Origin of the sequence: Gordonia spumicola, from assembly GCF_009932475.1 — a bacterium.
Lineage (GTDB): Bacteria > Actinomycetota > Actinomycetes > Mycobacteriales > Mycobacteriaceae > Gordonia > Gordonia spumicola.
In genome coordinates, this window is sequence record NZ_BJOV01000002.1 from 79,578 (window position 1) to 94,586 (window position 15,009).

Genomic DNA, 15,009 nt, shown 5'->3' on the forward strand with positions numbered 1-15,009 from the left:
GCACTTTCCACCAGCGAACGGAGACTAGAACCATGGGCATCATCGACAAGATGCGCGGAGAACTCGTCGACATCATCGAATGGGTCGACGATTCGCGTTCCACGCTGGCGTGGCGGTTCCCGCGCTACAACAACGAGATCAAGAACGGCGCACAGCTGATCGTCCGAGAGGGCCAGCAGGCGGTGTTCGTCTACCGCGGTCAGCTCGCCGACACGTTCGGCCCGGGTCACTACGAACTGACCAGCGAGAACCTGCCGATCATGAGCACCATCCAGGGATGGAAGCACGGGTTCAACAGCCCGTTCCGTTCCGAGGTGTACTTCATCAATCGCAGACCCGTCACCGACCTGCGGTGGGGCACGCCGAACCCGATCACCCTGCGCGACCCCGACTTCGGGATGGTCCAGGTCCGCGCCAACGGCCTGTGCGTCATCCGGATCGCCGACCCGGCGATCTTCTTGCGCGAAGTGATCGGCGCCGACAGTCAGGTGAACGCCGACGAGATCGCCGAGCTCCTGCGCCGCGTCATCTCCACGGCGTTCTCCGACATGATCCTGGAGACGGGCGTCGGAGCCATCGACCTGCAGGGCAAGCAGGTCGAGCTCAGCGACAAGCTCCGCGAGTACGTCCAGACGCGCGTCGACGACGAGTACGGCCTCGCCATCGAGTCGGTGACGATGAACATCTCGCTGCCCGACGAGATCACCGCGGCCATGACGCGGGGCGTCGCACGCGGTGTGGAGGAGCGCGGGTTCCTCAACAACGTCGGCGACATGAACCGCTTCCAGCAGGGACGGGCGGGCGACGCGATGCTGGCCGCCGCGCAGAACCCCGGAGGCGGCACCGCGGGCGACATGATGGGCATGGGCGTCGGCATGGCGATGGCGGGCCAGTTCGCGAACCAGTTCAACCAGCAGCAACAGCAGGCTCCCGCGGGCCCTCCGCCGATCCCGGCGGCACAGACGTTCCACGTCGACCAGAACGGCGCCGCGGCCGGTCCGTTCACGATCGATCAGCTTCGCGGCGTCCTCACCCCGACGACGCTCGTCTGGTCGCAGGGCATGGCCGGGTGGACCCAAGCCGGACAGGTCCCCGCCCTCGCCCCGCTGTTCGCGCCCACCGGTCCCCCGCCGCTGCCCCCGCAGACGCCGCAGGCTCCGCCGACCGGGCAGTGATCCGGTGACCCAGCCTCCCCCGCTCCCACCGAGCGGGCCGCCGCCCGTTCCACGGCCGCAGGGTGTCGTGGGGCGCCCGCAGCCCACCCCGGCGAACGCCGCCGATCGGGCTCAGCGCCAGGTGACCGAGCAGACCCGCACCTATCCGTGCGGCAACTGCGGCGCGCCCCTCGCATACGCACCCGACCAGCAGCGACTCGCGTGCGCGTCGTGCGGCACCACATACCCGATCGAACTCGATCCGAACGCGCGGATCGTCAAACACGACCTGCAGACGGCGATGAATCAGCTCGCCGGAAACCGGGCTCTCGGCCTCGCGTCGATCGGCGGGAACGAGCACGTCGTCACCTGTCAGGCGTGCGGCGGCAAGACCATCTTCAACGGCAGTCTCACCGCCACCCGCTGCCCGTACTGCGCGACGCCGATCCAGCGCGACGACATCCAGGACGCGCCGGAACGTCTGGCACTCGACGCGGTCCTACCGTTGCAGGTGGCGCAGCCGCAGGCTCAGGCGGCGATCGAGAAGTGGATCAACAGTCGGTGGTTCGCTCCGAGCGAGTTCAAGAAGTACCGCACGCTCGGGTCGTTCACCAGCGTCTACATGTCGTACTACTCGTATGACGTCGAGGCGACGACCGGCTACTCCGGGCAACGCGGTGACGACTACACCGTCGTCGTGGGGTCGGGCGACGATCAGCACACCGAGACGCGGACGGCGTGGCGCCCGGTGTCGGGCCGGGTGCACGACAGCATCCGCGACCTCCCCGAGATGGCGAACACCGGAATGGACGACGACCGCGTCCGCGAGCTCGAACCGTGGCCCGTCCAGGCCGCCGTCCCGTACACGCCGGAGTTCGTGGCCGGGCATCTGTCGAGGACCTACGACCGTGACCCCGGCGACGTGTTCGACAAGAACGCCCGACCGCGCGTCGACTCGCAGATCGACGGCACCATCCGCCGCGACATCGGCGGCGACCATCAGCAGATCCACCACAAGCAGACGGTGTTCGACCAGTTGGCGTTCATGTACCTGCTGCTCCCGATGTGGCTGCTGACCGTGAACTTCGAGGGACGCCCCTTCCAGGTGTTCGTCAACGGACTGACCGGCGAAGTGCAGGGCGACCGGCCGTGGAGCAAGGTCAAGATCGCGGCCGCCGTCGTCGCCGCGCTGATCCTGATCGGCGTCCTGGTGTTCCTGTTCATGAGGATGAGGTAGACGATGACCATCATCGTGATCGTGATCCTGCTGTTCCTGGTGGTGATCGCCGGGGCGGCCGTCGCATTCGGCGTCGCGCTGGCTCGATCGGGGACCAAGGCGCAGGCGCAGGGAGCACGCATCCCCGGCGTCGACGTCGTGGTGCCGGTGTCGTGGGCCGGTTCGCACGATCCGGAACCGCGTCTGCACCGTCGGATCCGGGATGCCGCCGCGGCGCTGGACAAGACGATCGGCATGGCCGACGTCGCGCAACTCGACGAACGGGCCCGGCTGTTGGTCACCGCGCAGGAACTCGATCAGCTCTTGGTGACGATCTCGACGCTGCCCGCGAACGCGAAGGCCGAACCGCTGGCCCGGGCCGAGGCGCAGGTCGCGCAGTTCGAGAGGGACGCTGCCGCGATCGCCGCGGCACCGGGCCTGGACGCCGGCCTCGGGTACGCACCGCCCTCGCCGCCGCTTCCTCCGCTCCCCCGACAGGAGCCCGCGCCTCGCCGCGACGACACACCGGAGCCGCCGGCCGGTCTGGCCCAGTGACGGTCACGTCGTACTTCGCCACGACTGCCAGAGCTCTTCGGGGCCGCGGCGTGGCCGCCGAGTTCCCGAGCGTCGCGGCCGCTCGCGCGGCCCTGCTCACGGGCGAGGTGACGGCCGTGACCGGTGCATTCGGCTTCGACTCGACGGGGAAGGCCGCGCTCCTGGCGCCACACGAATTCGGCGAGACGACACCACTGCGCTCCCGACCCGTCGACACCGTCGTCACCGACCGCGACATCACTCCCGCCGCCGTCCACGCCGACCGCGTGCGGGCCGTGCTCGACGCCATCGATGAGGGCCGCGTCGGGAAGGCCGTCCTCGCGCGCACGCTGCATCTGACACTCGACGCCCCGCTCGACCCGGAGGCGCTCGCCGCCCGGTTCACCCCGGGCTCGGACGCCGCCACGACGACCGCGTTCGCCGTCCCCCTCGACGCCGCGGGCCGTGTCGGCCACTGGCTGATCGGCGCGAGCCCGGAACTGCTGGTCCGCCGCACCGGGCGCGTGGTCACCTGCCATCCGTTCGCGGGCACCGCGCCGCGCGGCACCGACGCCGTCTCCGACCGGGCGGCCGTCGAATCGCTTCGCGCCTCGGACAAGGACCTCCGTGAGCACGCGTTCGTCGTCGACTCGCTGGTCGACGCCCTGCGCCCGCTCTGCTGCGAACTCGACGTCCCCGATGCGCCGCGAATCGAGTCGACTCCGGCGGTCTGGCATCTGGCGACGCCGATCCGCGGGGTGCTGGCCGACGAGTCGGTCACCGCTCTCGACCTCGCCGCGCTGCTCTCCCCCACTCCCGCCGTCTGCGGGACCCCGACGGCGGCTGCGGCCGACCTGATCGCCGAGATCGAGGGCTCACGCGATTTCTACGCCGGGGCCGTCGGCTGGTGTGACGCCTCGGGTGACGGCGAGTGGTTGGTGTCGATCCGCTGCCTCGAACTGGACGCCGCGCACACCGGCGTGACCACCTGGGCGGGCGGCGGCGTCGTCGCAGGCTCCGACCCCGACGCCGAAGTGGCCGAGACCGAGGCCAAGTTCCGTACCGTCCTCACCGCCCTCGGGCTCTGATCCGGCTCATAAGTCCACTGACCTGCCGTTTCCTGTCATCTGGTGACAGGAAACGACAGGTCAGCGGACGTATGTCGTCAGCCGAGCGCGATGTCGAGGTCGCGGAGAAGGTCGTCGACGCCTTCCAGACCGACGGAGAGGCGGACCATCGCATCGGTGAGACCGATCGACGCGCGGCCCTCCGGTCCCATCGCGCGGTGCGTGGTTGTCGCGGGATGCGTGATGAGGCTCTTCGAGTCGCCGAGGTTGTTCGAGATGTCGATCACCCGCAGCTTGTTCAGCACCTCGAACGCCCGCTCCTTGCCCGACTTGCCCGGCTGGGCTCCGAGTTCGAAGGTCACGACGGTGCCGCCGCCCGCCATCTGGGCGCGAGCGAGGTCGTACTGCGGATGCGAGGGCAGGAACGGGTAGATGGCGTTCCGCACGCGAGGGTCGCCGTCGAGGAACTCAGCGATCCGTTGCGCCGACGCCACCGACTGGTCGAGGCGCACCTTCATCGTCTCCAGACCCTTGAGCATGGTCCACGCGTTGAACGGGCTCAGTGCGGGCCCGGTGTGACGCATCAGCTCCCGCACCGGGCCGTCGATGAACTCGCTCGTACCGAGGACGGCCCCGCCCATCACCCGGCCCTGGCCGTCGATGTGCTTGGTCCCCGAGTACACGATCACGTCGGCGCCGAAGTCGAGTCCGCGCTGCAGCAGCGGCGTCGCGAAGACGTTGTCGAGCACCACCTTCGCGCCCGCGGCGTGCGCCATGTCGGCGACGGCGCGGATGTCGACGAGCGTCTGCATCGGGTTGGACGGCGTCTCGAAGAACACCGCGTCGGTCGGCTTCGACAGCGCCTCCTCCCACTGGGAGAGGTCGTCACCGTCGACGAAGACCGTCTCGACACCCCACGACGGCAGGATCTCGTTGCAGATCACGAAGCACGAGCCGAACAGGCTGCGGGCCGCGACGAGCCGGGTTCCGCTCTTGCAGATCGCGCCGAGTGCGACGAACACCGCGGCCATGCCGCTGGCCGTCGCGAACGCGGCCTCGGTGCCCTCGATCTGGCGCAGACGCTCCTGGAACATCGCGACCGTCGGGTTTCCGTAGCGGGTGTAGACGAACCGCTCGTCCTCGCCGGTGAAGGCGCGTTCGGCGGCTTCGGCCGAGTCGTACACGTAGCCGCTGTTCAGGTACAGGGCCTCGGACGTCTCGAAGAAGCCCGACCGCATCAGTCCGCCACGGACGGCGAGCGTCTCGGGCGACACCCAATCGGGAAGCTTGTTGCTCATGGTGATGCTCCTTAGGGCTGACGCCAGGGAAGGGACTCGGCGCGCCATCCGACCGCGCCGCGATGACCGTCGGCGTCGGTCGCGCCTTCGAATCCGTCGAGAACGTTGTACGCGGTGACGAACCCGGCCGCGGTGGCGGCCTGGGCCGCTCCGATGGACCGCTGGCCGGACCGGCAGAGGAACAGGACCTCGTCGTCGTCGGCCACTCCGGCGGCGCGGAGCTCCTCGACGAACCGCGGGTTCACCGCGCCGTTCGGGTAGTCGACCCATTCGACGAAGACGGTCCGCTTGCCGAGCGAACCGATGTCGGGCACTCCGACGAAGTTCCATTCGGCCGCCGTCCGGCAGTCGACGAGGACGGCCTTCGGGTTGTCGGACAACCGGGTCCACGCGTCACCCACGGTGACGTCTCCGGCGTAGGTCATGCGGCACACACCTTCCAGTCGTCGCCGATCTTGACGACGGTCAGTTCGGTCTTGGTGACTTTGTCTCCGGTGTTCTTCCGCTTCTCGTGGACGGTGACGGCGGCGCGGTCACCCGCCACTTCGACGTCCATCTCGGGGATGACGAACGCGCCGTCGCGCGGATCCCGGTTGGCTTCGGCGAACTGCGCGGCCGTGGGGAAACCTTCCGCGGACAGGTTCTTCTCGCATTGGGAACTGCGGTACAGCTCGTAGTTGAGCGAATTGCGCGCGCTGTACATGTCGTTGACGACGTACTGGACCTTGGTGGAGTCGCTGACGCGGTCCTCGGAGGGCTGCACCTTGTGCGAGATGAAGATCGCTCCGACGGCGATGACCACCACGACGAGCGCGATGATGAACGGCAGCGCGTCCTTCCACGTCTTCGGTCGCTCGTCGTCGACGGGCGTCTCGGGGTTGTCGGACTGTTTCGCGCTCATGGGTTCCGATTCTATCGACCCGGGAGACGATGCCGGGCGGCGCGTCCACCGCAGTTCAGCGCGGCATATCGACCATCGAACGTCAAGAGTTAGCCTCACGTCCGGACGTACTGAGGCTGACCTCATTAACAGATTTTGGCCGTGGCGGCACACGACTTAACGTAGAGGCGACAGCATTCCATCCAGTCCGAGGAAGCACCAGCACATGACTGACACCAACCGCCCGCTGCGGGTCGCCATCGTCGGCGCCGGACCGGCAGGCATCTACTGTGCCGATGCCCTGATGAAGTCCGACACCGCGGGCGAACGCGGCGTGAGCATCGACCTGTACGAGCGGATGCCCGCACCGTTCGGCCTGATCCGCTACGGCGTCGCCCCCGACCACCCGCGCATCAAGGGCATCATCAACGCCCTGCACAAGGTGCTCGACAAGCCGCAGATCCGCCTGCTCGGCAACATCGACTACGGCACCGACATCACGCTGGACGACCTCCGCGCGCACTACGACGCGATCGTCTTCTCGACGGGCGCCACCGACGACCGCGGCATGGACATCCCCGGCATCGATCTCGAACGCAGCTACGGCGCGGGAGAGTTCGTCGCCTGGTACGACGGCCACCCGGACTTCTCGCGCACCTGGCCGCTGGAGGAGGAGAAGGTCGCCGTCATCGGCGTGGGCAACGTCGCCCTCGACGTGGCGCGCGTCCTCGCCAAGACCGGCGACGAGCTGCTCCCGACCGAGATCCCGGACAACGTCTACCAGGGACTGAAGGCGAACAAGGCGATCGAGGTGCACGTCTTCGGCCGTCGCGGCCCCGCGCAGGCCAAGTTCACGCCGCTCGAGCTCAAGGAGCTCGACCACTCGCCGAACATCGAGGTGATCGTCGACCCCGAGGACATCGAGTACGACGAGGGTTCGGCCGTCGCCCGCCGCAGCAGCAAGATCACCGATCAGGTCGCGACGATCATCGAGAACTACGCGATCCGTGAGCCGAAGCAGGGCGCGATCCACAAGCTGTTCCTGCACTTCTTCGAGAACCCGGTCGAGGTCCTCGGCGAAGACGGCAAGGTCGTCGGTCTGCGCACCGAGCGCACCGAACTCGACGGGACCGGCAATGTGAAGTCGACCGGCACGGTCCGCGACTGGGACGTCACCGCCATCTACCGCGCGGTCGGCTACCTGTCGGACAACCTGCCGGAGATCCCGTTCGACAGCCAGGCGGGCGTGATCCCGAACGAAGCGGGACGCGTCTTCGACGACGGAGCCCACCTCACCGGCCTGTACACGACCGGCTGGATCAAGCGCGGCCCCGTCGGCCTCATCGGCCACACCAAGGGCGACGCCAACGAGACCGTCGAGTGCATCCTCGAGGACATGAAGGCCGACTCTCTGAACGCTCCCGCTCAGCCGTCGGAGGACGCGATCATCGCGCTGCTCGAGGAGCGGAAGATCGCATTCACCACGTGGGACGGTTGGAACCGTCTCGACGAGCACGAGCGCGCCCTCGGAGCCGAACAGGGCCGCGAGCGCATCAAGGTGGTCGAGCGCCACGACATGCTGGCCGCGTCGGAGCCCGACAAGGTCTAGGGTGTGTTGCCAAACTCTTCCGCCTCGGATCGGCGGATCCGATGGATGGCTGGCAAGGCGGAGGAGGGAGGGATACCGGTAGGTATCTCGACCGACGACAACGCGGCCAGGCGTCCATCGGGCCGTCGAGACAGGCGAAGAGAGTTTGGCAACACACCCTAGCCCACACGACGAGAAAGGGCCGTTCCCCCGCGGGGGAACGGCCCTTTCTCCATCGTCGGCCCGCGTATGCGGCGGGCATCGATGCGACTACGGCTGCACCTTGCGGGTGTTCTGCCAGAAGCCGGCGTTGTTGAACGGGTTCTCGACCTGCTGGCCGATGGTGTAGCCGGAGATCGACGACGGCCAGCAGCCCTTCCACGTGGTGTCGAACAGGATCGCCGTCTGACCGGCCTTGAGCTGGCCCGCCGAGGTGCCCTTCGCCTTGTCTGCCTTCACCGTCTTGGTCGCGCCGCCGAACTCGGTGACCGTCACGCCGGTCATCGTCGATCCGCCGATGTTCTTGACGCCCATGAAGCGATGCATCTGCCAGACGGGGCCGTCGGACCACTTGGGTCCCCACAGCTTGAAGGTGCAGGTGACGCCGCCGATGATCTGCAGGTCGCCGGGGCCTGCGGCCTGTGCGGGCGCCGCCATGAGGGAGCTCGCGCCGATCGCGCCCGCGGCCGCGATGCCCGCGACCATCCGTGTCAGGTTCTTCTTCATGTCGAAAGCCTTCCGTCTCGTCGACTGCGGCGGCAGTGAACCGCCGCGCTAACCGGAATATCGACAGAAAGCCAAGTGTTCGTTACGAACCGGCGCGGAAATCGCTGTGAGACGACACAGAAACCGCTAAACCGGCGGACCGGGGCGCTGCGGCGGGCCCGGGGTCCCGGGCGCACCGGGCGGGGGCGGAGCCATCGGCCGGGGTCCGGCCGGACCCGCGGGGCCCGGGCGCCCTGGCCCCGGGCGACCCATCGGGGGCCGACCGCCCATCGGACCGGGCCCCATCGGTCCACCGCGCGGCGGCATCGGCGGACGTGGACCCGGCTGCGGCGGCCGCGTGACACCGACGGTGTCCTGTGCGACGGTCGGCGGCGCGGACGGCTCGTCGGCGTCGGCCAGGAGCGGTTGGACGAGCTCCGCCGCCCGCGACGCCTTCTGGCGCGCCACGTCGGTGGTCGGGGCGATCGCCACGGCCACGCCCATGCGTCGTTTCGCGAAGCTCTCCGGCTTGCCGAACAGCCGCAGGTCGACGGACGGGTCGGCGAGGGCCTGCGCGACGCCCGCGAACTTGATCGCCTCGGCGTCGTGCCTGCCGTAGATGACGGCCGACGCGCCGGGCGACACCGCGCGCGTGTCGACGGGCAGCCCGAGGACGGCCCGCGCGTGGAGTTCGAACTCGGAGAGACGCTGGGTGGCGAGCGTGACCAGCCCGGTGTCGTGCGGGCGCGGGCTGACCTCGGAGAAGTACACCTCGTCGCCCTTGACGAACAGTTCCACGCCGAACACGCCGCGCCCGGTGGTCTCGCCGTCGCCCATCGCCGTGGCGATGCGGGCGGCGACCGATCGCGCGGTGCCGTATGCGATCTGGCTCATCGGCTGCGGCTGCCAGCTCTCCACGTAGTCGCCCGCCACCTGTCGGTGTCCGATCGGGTCGCAGAAGTACGTGGTGAGCTTTCCGGTGGCCGGGTCGACGGCGCGGACCGTCAGCAGGGTGATCTCGTAGTCGAAGTCGACGAAGCCCTCGACGATCACGCGGTCGTTGTTGACGCGCGCTCCCGTGCGGGCGGCCTCCCACGCCGCGTCGACGTCGTCGGGTCCGCGGAGCACGCTCTGCCCCTTGCCCGACGACGACATGACGGGCTTCACGACGCAGGGGAATCCGATGCTCGTGGCGGCGCGCCGCATCTCGTCCAACGAACCCGCGAACAGGTACGGCGACGTCGGCAGGCCGAGTTCCTCGTCGGCCAGGCGCCGGATCCTCTCGCGGTCCAACGTCGCCGACACCGCCTTCGCACTGGGGATCACCTCGGCGATCCCGTCGCGTTCGACGTCTTCGAGAGCGTCCGTCGCGATCGCCTCGATCTCCGGGAGCACGTAGTGCGGCTTGTGCTTGTCGATGACGGCGCGGACCTGTTCCGCGTCGGTCATGTCGATGACCTCGGCGTGATGAGCCACCTGGTGGGCCGGCGCATCGGCGTATCGGTCGACGGCGATCACCTCGACGCCGAACCGCTGCAACGCGATCGTCACCTCTTTGCCGAGCTCGCCCGAACCGAGCATGAGGACCTTGACCGCCGTCGAACTCAGAGGGGTGCCGATCACCGTAGACGCCATACCGGCCAGTTTACGGTCACTTCCGAGGTGCGTCGTCTGCGCACCATTCCATCGTCGTACGCTGCAAGGCATGGGAGACGTCAGCGACGGCCGCACGAGCCGCGAGATCCAGGTCACGTTCGACGCCCACGACCCGCGCGCGCAGTCGGTGTTCTGGGCGTCGGTCCTGGACTACCGGGTGCCCGGCCCGCCCGGCGTGAGCGTCGAACCCGGCGACGATCCGCTCGCCGCATGGGACGCGTTCCTCGCGAAGCTCGGCGTCCCGGAGTCGGAGTGGAACTCCCGCTCGGCCGCCGAGGATCCCGACGGTGTCGGGCCGCGCCTGTTCTTCCAGCGCGTCCCGGAGGACAAGGTGGTCAAGAACCGCGTCCACCTCGACGTTCGGGGAGCCGCGGGGCTCGTGGGCGACGACCGCATGGCCGCCCTCGAAGCGCTGTGCGGCAGGCTCGAGACTCTCGGGGCCACGCGGATCCGACGCCAGGAGCCCGCTCCGCCCATGGAGAGCGGCTACATCGTGATGACCGACCCCGAGGGCAACGAGTTCTGCCTCGACTGACGCTCAGGGCCTGTCGGCCCGATACACCTGCGTCGGCTCGGTGCGTCCGCGTAAGACCACCGCCCGCAGGGGCGACCAGCGCGACGCCTCGACGTCCGAGGCCGCGGCGATCGCCCGCTCCGACGCCACCGGGTGCCGCGGATCGTCCTTCGCGACTTCGGAGAGGCGGGCGCTCTCGTTCACCGGGTCGCCGATCACCGTGTACTCGAAGCGCTGCACGGCGCCGACATTGCCCGCGACGACCGTCCCGTGACTGACACCGACTCCCGCCGACAGCTCCGGCACGTCAGCCGCCAGCCCGTCCGCGATCTGGCGGGCCGCGGCGAGCGCCGCCGACGCCGGGTCGTCGAGGTCGACGGGCGCGCCGAATATCGACAGCACCGCGTCGCCCTCGAACTTGTTGACCAGTCCCCCGTTGCGTTCGGTCGCGTCGACGATGACGGCGAAGAACCTGTTGAGGAGGGCCACGACCTCGGTGGGCGAGCGCTTCTCGGCGATCGTCGTCGACCCGATGACGTCGACGAACACCACCGCCACCACCCGTTCGGCTCCCCCGAGCTCCGGGTCGGTGCGCAGTGCCGCGGCGGCGACGTCGCGTCCGACGTGTTTGCCGAACAGGTCGCGGACGCGTTCGCGTTCCCGGAGTCCGTCGACCATCGTGTTGAACCCGTACTGGAGTTCGCCGAGTTCGGAGCCGTCGTAGACGACGAGGTCGGCGTCGCCGTCCACCTGGCCGGTGCGTACCCTCGCCATGCCCGCACGGACGCTCTGCAGCGGACCGGTGATGCTCCAGACGAACAGGTACGTGGTCAGCAGACCGACAGCCCCGGCGATCAGGGCGAGCACCGTGACCGACACGAAGACGCTGGTGCTGGACGTCTCCTCGCGGATCGCGGCGAACAGCACGACGAACGTGATGCCGAGCAGCGGAACGCCCGTCCCGATGAACCAGCTGGTGAACGCCCTCGACCGCACGGTGCTGCCGCGGACGCCGAGGCCCGCCTCCATGATCTTGGCCCACACCGGACGCAGCAGGATCTCGGTGAAGAGGCTCGAGATCGACACCACGACGAGGCCGCACATTCCGGTGACGAGGACCGTCTTCGGGATCAGTTCGGCGTCGACCAGCCCGTACAGCAGGCCGAGGACTGCGGCCGCACCGACCCACAGCGCTCCCTGCAGCAGGACGAGCTTGCGTTGCGCACGGCGTGCACGGCGGGCGTCCTCGCGCGACGGAATCTCGTCGACGATCGCCCAACGGACGGCCCTCACCGTCGTCGCCGTCCCGACGACCACACCGATGAGCAGCGCGACGCAGATGTAGACGGGCACGGCGAGGAAATTGATCAGCACCAGATCGCGCCGCAGGAACGACGGCTCCGGTATCCCGAACAACATCAGGTTGATCGCGATCACGATCCCGATGACGTTGGCGATGACGATCGCACCCGTCAGGAACGTCTGGATCCGAACTCGCTGACTACGGGCCGACTGGTCGGCCGACCCGAGCAGAACGGAACCGTAGTCCCGGCTGATCAACGGCATCCTCATGAGAGGAATCTAGCCAGTCTCAGACGATCTCACGTCGGACGATGGTCTGATCGCGGCCCGGACCGACGCCGATGCAGGAGATGTGCGCCCCGGACAGCTCTTCGAGTCGAAGCACGTAGTTCTGCGCGTTCTGCGGCAGGTCCTCGAACGTCCGGCAGCCGGAGATGTCCTCCCACCAGCCGGGCATCTCCTCGTAGACCGGCTTCGCGTGATGGAAGCCGGTCTGCGTCATCGGCATGTCGTCGACGCGCTCGCCGTCCACCTCGTAGGCGACGCAGATCGGGATCGTGTCGAGGCTCGACAGGACGTCGAGCTTGGTGAGGAAGTAGTCGGTGATGCCGTTGACGCGCGTCGCATAGCGCGCGACGACGGCGTCGAACCAGCCGGTGCGACGGGCGCGGCCGGTGGTCACGCCGACCTCGCCGCCCGTCTTCGCCAGGTACTGGCCCCACTCGTCGAACAGCTCCGTCGGGAACGGGCCCTCGCCGACACGCGTGGTGTACGCCTTCAGGATGCCGAGGACGGTGTCGATCCGGCCGGGGCCGATTCCCGCGCCGACGGCCGCACCGCCCGCCGTCGGGTTCGACGACGTCACGTACGGGTACGTGCCGTGGTCGACGTCCAGGAGCGTGCCCTGCGAGCCTTCGAGCAGGATCGTCTCGCCGCGCTCGAGCGCCTGGTTGAGCAGCAGCCGCGTGTCGGAGATGCGGTGCTTGAAGCCTTCGGCGAGCTCGAGCGTGCCGTCGACGACCTCATTGGGGTCGAGGCCCTTGCGGTTGTAGATCTTGGTGAGGATCTGGTTCTTCACCTCGAGAGCGGCCTCGACCTTCTGGGCGAGGATCTTCTCGTCGAGCACGTCGGCCACGCGGACGCCGACGCGCGCGATCTTGTCCTGGTAGCAGGGGCCGATGCCGCGGCCCGTGGTGCCGATCTTGCTGTTGCCGAGGAATCGCTCGGTCACCTTGTCGATCGCCACGTGGTACGGCATCAACAGGTGCGCGTCGGCCGACAGCAGGAGTCGCGAGGTGTCGACGTCGCGGTCCTCGAGGCCTTTGAGCTCGGTGAGGAGCACGCTCGGGTCGACGACGACGCCGTTGCCGATCACATTGTTGACGCCGGGCGTCAGAATGCCCGACGGGATCAGGTGGAGGGCGAACGTCTCACCGTTCGGCAGGACGACGGTGTGTCCCGCGTTGTTTCCGCCCTGATAGCGGACGACCCACTGCAGCTTCTCGCCGAGCAGATCCGTCGCCTTGCCCTTGCCTTCGTCGCCCCACTGGGCGCCGATCAGCACAATCGCAGCCATGTCTGGTGCCTCCTGTTCGGCACCACCCTATCGGGTCGACCGCGTCCCGCGTGCCAGGAGGCCCAACCCCGCCTCGTTACGCTGGGGTCGTGACTGTCATCCACCTAGCACCGTCGACGGCGGACGACGACGGCCGCACTCCCGCCGCACTCGTCGCCGAGGCGACCGTCGACCCGGACCTGACGCGCATCGTCGTCGTCCCGCCCGCCGCGTCGGAGTCGGGCGTCGAGCCCGACGTGTTCCTGTCGCAGGTGGTTGCGGCGTTGATGAAGACTGAGCGGCTGGATGTCGAGATCGCTTACGTCGCACCGCATTCCACTCCGGCGACCAAGGCGTATCGCCTCAAACACGGCGCCGGGGCCCTGGCCGTAGCCGAGTCGGGTGTCGCTCGGGCATTGCCCCTGATCCGCGACGACGCGGCGACGGTCCTCGTCGGGCGTGCCCGCCACCTCGGGTCGGGCGGCGACAAACTGCACGGGGAGACGTACGTCGACTCCGAGCGGCTCTTCGACGGCGAGGTGGCGGCGATCGAGATCGAACCGACCGTCGACGAGCCGGGAGTCCGCGGACGTGTCGCGCGCTGGATTCCGGGCGGATGGAGGTCGGGCCGGGCCGTCCAGACCGGCGGGACCAATGTGACGGTCGAACGCGAGGGCGTCCTGACCGATCGGGTCGTCAAGCGGTCGACGTTCTACCGCCATCACGTCGACTGGAAACTGGTGTGCCCGTGACGACGCCTACCGCCGCGGCCCTGCAGTCGGTGCGCCCGGGGGCGGTGTTCCTCGGTCTGTGCGCCACATTCGCGGCCGGGGTGTACCTGCTCGTCTCGTCCGGAGCCGAGAACGACGGGACCGCGAAGTTCGGGGCGGTCCTGCTGGTGCTGAGCGGCTGGGTGATCTCGCTGTCGTTGCACGAGTTCGCGCATGCGTTCACCGCGTTCCGCTACGGCGACCGGTCGGCCCAGGTCCGCGGATACCTGACGCTGAATCCGCTGAAGTACACGCACCCGGCCCTGTCGATCGGCCTCCCGCTGCTGATCATCGCGCTCGGCGGCATCGGTTTCCCCGGCGGAGCCGTGTACCTGAACGAGTCGGGCTTCACCAAGGCCCAGCGCACCAAGGTGTCGCTCGCCGGTCCGTGCGCCAACCTGGTCCTCGGTCTGCTCCTGTGCGTCGTGCTCGCGTCGACGCCCGAGACGCTCGGGACCGCGAATCTCCGGTCGGCGGTAGCCGCCCTGACGTTCCTGCAGTTCACCGCGTTGATCCTGAATCTGATCCCGATGCCCGGTTTCGACGGGTACGGCGCGATCGAGCCTTATCTGTCGTGGGAGACCCGCCGATCGGCGGCCACGATCGCACCGTTCGGATTCCTGATCGTGTTCGTCCTGCTCGCGGTCCCGATGCTCAACTCCGCGTTCTTCGACATGGTCTACCGCGTGATGGAACTCCTCGGCGTCGATGCGGGCTACGTCGCATACGGAATGCACCTGTTCACCTTCTGGCGCTGATCGCCTGCGAAC

The 15,009-nt window shown here is 68.6% G+C and carries 15 protein-coding genes; 8 read left to right on the forward strand and 7 right to left on the reverse strand.

What is annotated here, in order from left to right; all coding sequences use genetic code 11:
- Window positions 1–32 precede the first annotated feature (32 nt).
- The 4 genes from GYB83_RS02345 (at window position 33) to GYB83_RS02360 (ending at window position 3,992) form a co-directional block, all read left to right on the forward strand.
- On the forward strand, window positions 33–1,175 hold the full coding sequence (locus GYB83_RS02345; RefSeq protein ID WP_161893969.1) for an SPFH domain-containing protein: 1,143 nt from the start codon (window positions 33–35) through the stop codon (window positions 1,173–1,175).
- A gap of 67 nt (window positions 1,176–1,242) precedes the next feature.
- Window positions 1,243–2,391 (forward strand): TFIIB-type zinc ribbon-containing protein, encoded by a 1,149-nt coding sequence (locus GYB83_RS02350; RefSeq protein ID WP_228461138.1) that lies wholly within the window; start codon window positions 1,243–1,245, stop codon window positions 2,389–2,391.
- Between the two features lie 3 nt (window positions 2,392–2,394).
- On the forward strand, window positions 2,395–2,925 hold the full coding sequence (locus GYB83_RS02355; RefSeq protein ID WP_161893971.1) for a hypothetical protein: 531 nt from the start codon (window positions 2,395–2,397) through the stop codon (window positions 2,923–2,925).
- Complete coding sequence (locus GYB83_RS02360) at window positions 2,922–3,992, forward strand: isochorismate synthase (protein WP_161893972.1); 1,071 nt, start codon at window positions 2,922–2,924, stop codon at window positions 3,990–3,992. Before GYB83_RS02355 ends, GYB83_RS02360 begins: the two co-directional genes overlap by 4 nt.
- 77 nt (window positions 3,993–4,069) lie before the next feature.
- On the opposite strand, the gene GYB83_RS02365 is transcribed toward GYB83_RS02360, so the two are convergent.
- The 3 genes from GYB83_RS02365 to GYB83_RS02375 are packed head-to-tail and all read right to left on the reverse strand — an operon-like array spanning window position 4,070 to window position 6,170.
- Window positions 4,070–5,269, reverse strand: a complete 1,200-nt coding sequence (locus tag GYB83_RS02365) for an O-succinylhomoserine sulfhydrylase (protein ID WP_161893973.1) — start codon at window positions 5,267–5,269, stop codon at window positions 4,070–4,072.
- Window positions 5,270–5,280: 11 nt separating this feature from the next.
- On the reverse strand, window positions 5,281–5,694 hold the full coding sequence (locus GYB83_RS02370; RefSeq protein WP_161893974.1) for a rhodanese-like domain-containing protein: 414 nt from the start codon (window positions 5,692–5,694) through the stop codon (window positions 5,281–5,283).
- Window positions 5,691–6,170 (reverse strand): Rv0361 family membrane protein, encoded by a 480-nt coding sequence (locus GYB83_RS02375; protein WP_161893975.1) that lies wholly within the window; start codon window positions 6,168–6,170, stop codon window positions 5,691–5,693. The genes GYB83_RS02370 and GYB83_RS02375 overlap by 4 nt, the downstream gene beginning before the upstream one ends.
- Window positions 6,171–6,375: 205 nt before the next feature.
- Between GYB83_RS02375 and GYB83_RS02380 the strand changes: the two genes are divergently transcribed.
- Complete coding sequence (locus tag GYB83_RS02380; RefSeq protein WP_161893976.1) at window positions 6,376–7,758, forward strand: FAD-dependent oxidoreductase; 1,383 nt, start codon at window positions 6,376–6,378, stop codon at window positions 7,756–7,758.
- Between the two features lie 249 nt (window positions 7,759–8,007).
- Here GYB83_RS02380 and GYB83_RS02385 read toward each other — a convergent pair whose 3' ends face one another.
- A complete protein-coding gene (locus tag GYB83_RS02385; protein WP_161893977.1) occupies window positions 8,008–8,463 on the reverse strand; it encodes a hypothetical protein in 456 nt (151 codons plus the stop codon).
- A 126-nt stretch (window positions 8,464–8,589) separates the two neighbouring features.
- Window positions 8,590–10,077, reverse strand: coding sequence for a formate-dependent phosphoribosylglycinamide formyltransferase (purT, locus tag GYB83_RS02390; RefSeq protein WP_161893978.1), 1,488 nt, complete (start codon window positions 10,075–10,077; stop codon window positions 8,590–8,592).
- A gap of 70 nt (window positions 10,078–10,147) precedes the next feature.
- On the opposite strand from purT, the gene GYB83_RS02395 reads away from it, so the two are divergent.
- Window positions 10,148–10,633 (forward strand): VOC family protein, encoded by a 486-nt coding sequence (locus GYB83_RS02395; RefSeq protein ID WP_161893979.1) that lies wholly within the window; start codon window positions 10,148–10,150, stop codon window positions 10,631–10,633.
- 3 nt (window positions 10,634–10,636) lie between these two features.
- On the opposite strand, the gene GYB83_RS02400 is transcribed toward GYB83_RS02395, so the two are convergent.
- Both GYB83_RS02400 and GYB83_RS02405 read right to left on the reverse strand, forming a co-directional pair.
- Window positions 10,637–12,184: an adenylate/guanylate cyclase domain-containing protein gene (locus tag GYB83_RS02400; protein ID WP_371864988.1), complete on the reverse strand. Its 1,548-nt coding sequence runs from the start codon at window positions 12,182–12,184 to the stop codon at window positions 10,637–10,639.
- Between the two features lie 19 nt (window positions 12,185–12,203).
- Window positions 12,204–13,490: an adenylosuccinate synthase gene (locus tag GYB83_RS02405; protein ID WP_161893980.1), complete on the reverse strand. Its 1,287-nt coding sequence runs from the start codon at window positions 13,488–13,490 to the stop codon at window positions 12,204–12,206.
- Window positions 13,491–13,579: 89 nt separating this feature from the next.
- Between GYB83_RS02405 and GYB83_RS02410 the strand changes: the two genes are divergently transcribed.
- Window positions 13,580–14,221 (forward strand): hypothetical protein, encoded by a 642-nt coding sequence (locus GYB83_RS02410; protein WP_161893981.1) that lies wholly within the window; start codon window positions 13,580–13,582, stop codon window positions 14,219–14,221.
- On the forward strand, window positions 14,218–14,997 hold the full coding sequence (locus GYB83_RS02415; protein ID WP_161893982.1) for a site-2 protease family protein: 780 nt from the start codon (window positions 14,218–14,220) through the stop codon (window positions 14,995–14,997). The genes GYB83_RS02410 and GYB83_RS02415 overlap by 4 nt, the downstream gene beginning before the upstream one ends.
- The last annotated feature ends 12 nt before the right edge of the window (window positions 14,998–15,009 follow it).

Bases quoted from the DNA above. Each gene is read 5' to 3' on its own strand.
- GYB83_RS02345 (WP_161893969.1), top strand. From the start codon at position 33: ATGGGCATCATCGACAAGATGCGCGGAGAACTCGTCGACATCATCGAA.
- GYB83_RS02355 (WP_161893971.1), top strand. From the start codon at position 2,395: ATGACCATCATCGTGATCGTGATCCTGCTGTTCCTGGTGGTGATCGCC.
- GYB83_RS02365 (WP_161893973.1), bottom strand. From the start codon at position 5,269: ATGAGCAACAAGCTTCCCGATTGGGTGTCGCCCGAGACGCTCGCCGTC.
- GYB83_RS02370 (WP_161893974.1), bottom strand. From the start codon at position 5,694: ATGACCTACGCCGGAGACGTCACCGTGGGTGACGCGTGGACCCGGTTG.
- GYB83_RS02375 (WP_161893975.1), bottom strand. From the start codon at position 6,170: ATGAGCGCGAAACAGTCCGACAACCCCGAGACGCCCGTCGACGACGAG.
- GYB83_RS02380 (WP_161893976.1), top strand. From the start codon at position 6,376: ATGACTGACACCAACCGCCCGCTGCGGGTCGCCATCGTCGGCGCCGGA.
- GYB83_RS02385 (WP_161893977.1), bottom strand. From the start codon at position 8,463: ATGAAGAAGAACCTGACACGGATGGTCGCGGGCATCGCGGCCGCGGGC.
- purT (WP_161893978.1), bottom strand. From the start codon at position 10,077: ATGGCGTCTACGGTGATCGGCACCCCTCTGAGTTCGACGGCGGTCAAG.
- GYB83_RS02395 (WP_161893979.1), top strand. From the start codon at position 10,148: ATGGGAGACGTCAGCGACGGCCGCACGAGCCGCGAGATCCAGGTCACG.
- GYB83_RS02400 (WP_371864988.1), bottom strand. From the start codon at position 12,184: ATGAGGATGCCGTTGATCAGCCGGGACTACGGTTCCGTTCTGCTCGGG.
- GYB83_RS02405 (WP_161893980.1), bottom strand. From the start codon at position 13,490: ATGGCTGCGATTGTGCTGATCGGCGCCCAGTGGGGCGACGAAGGCAAG.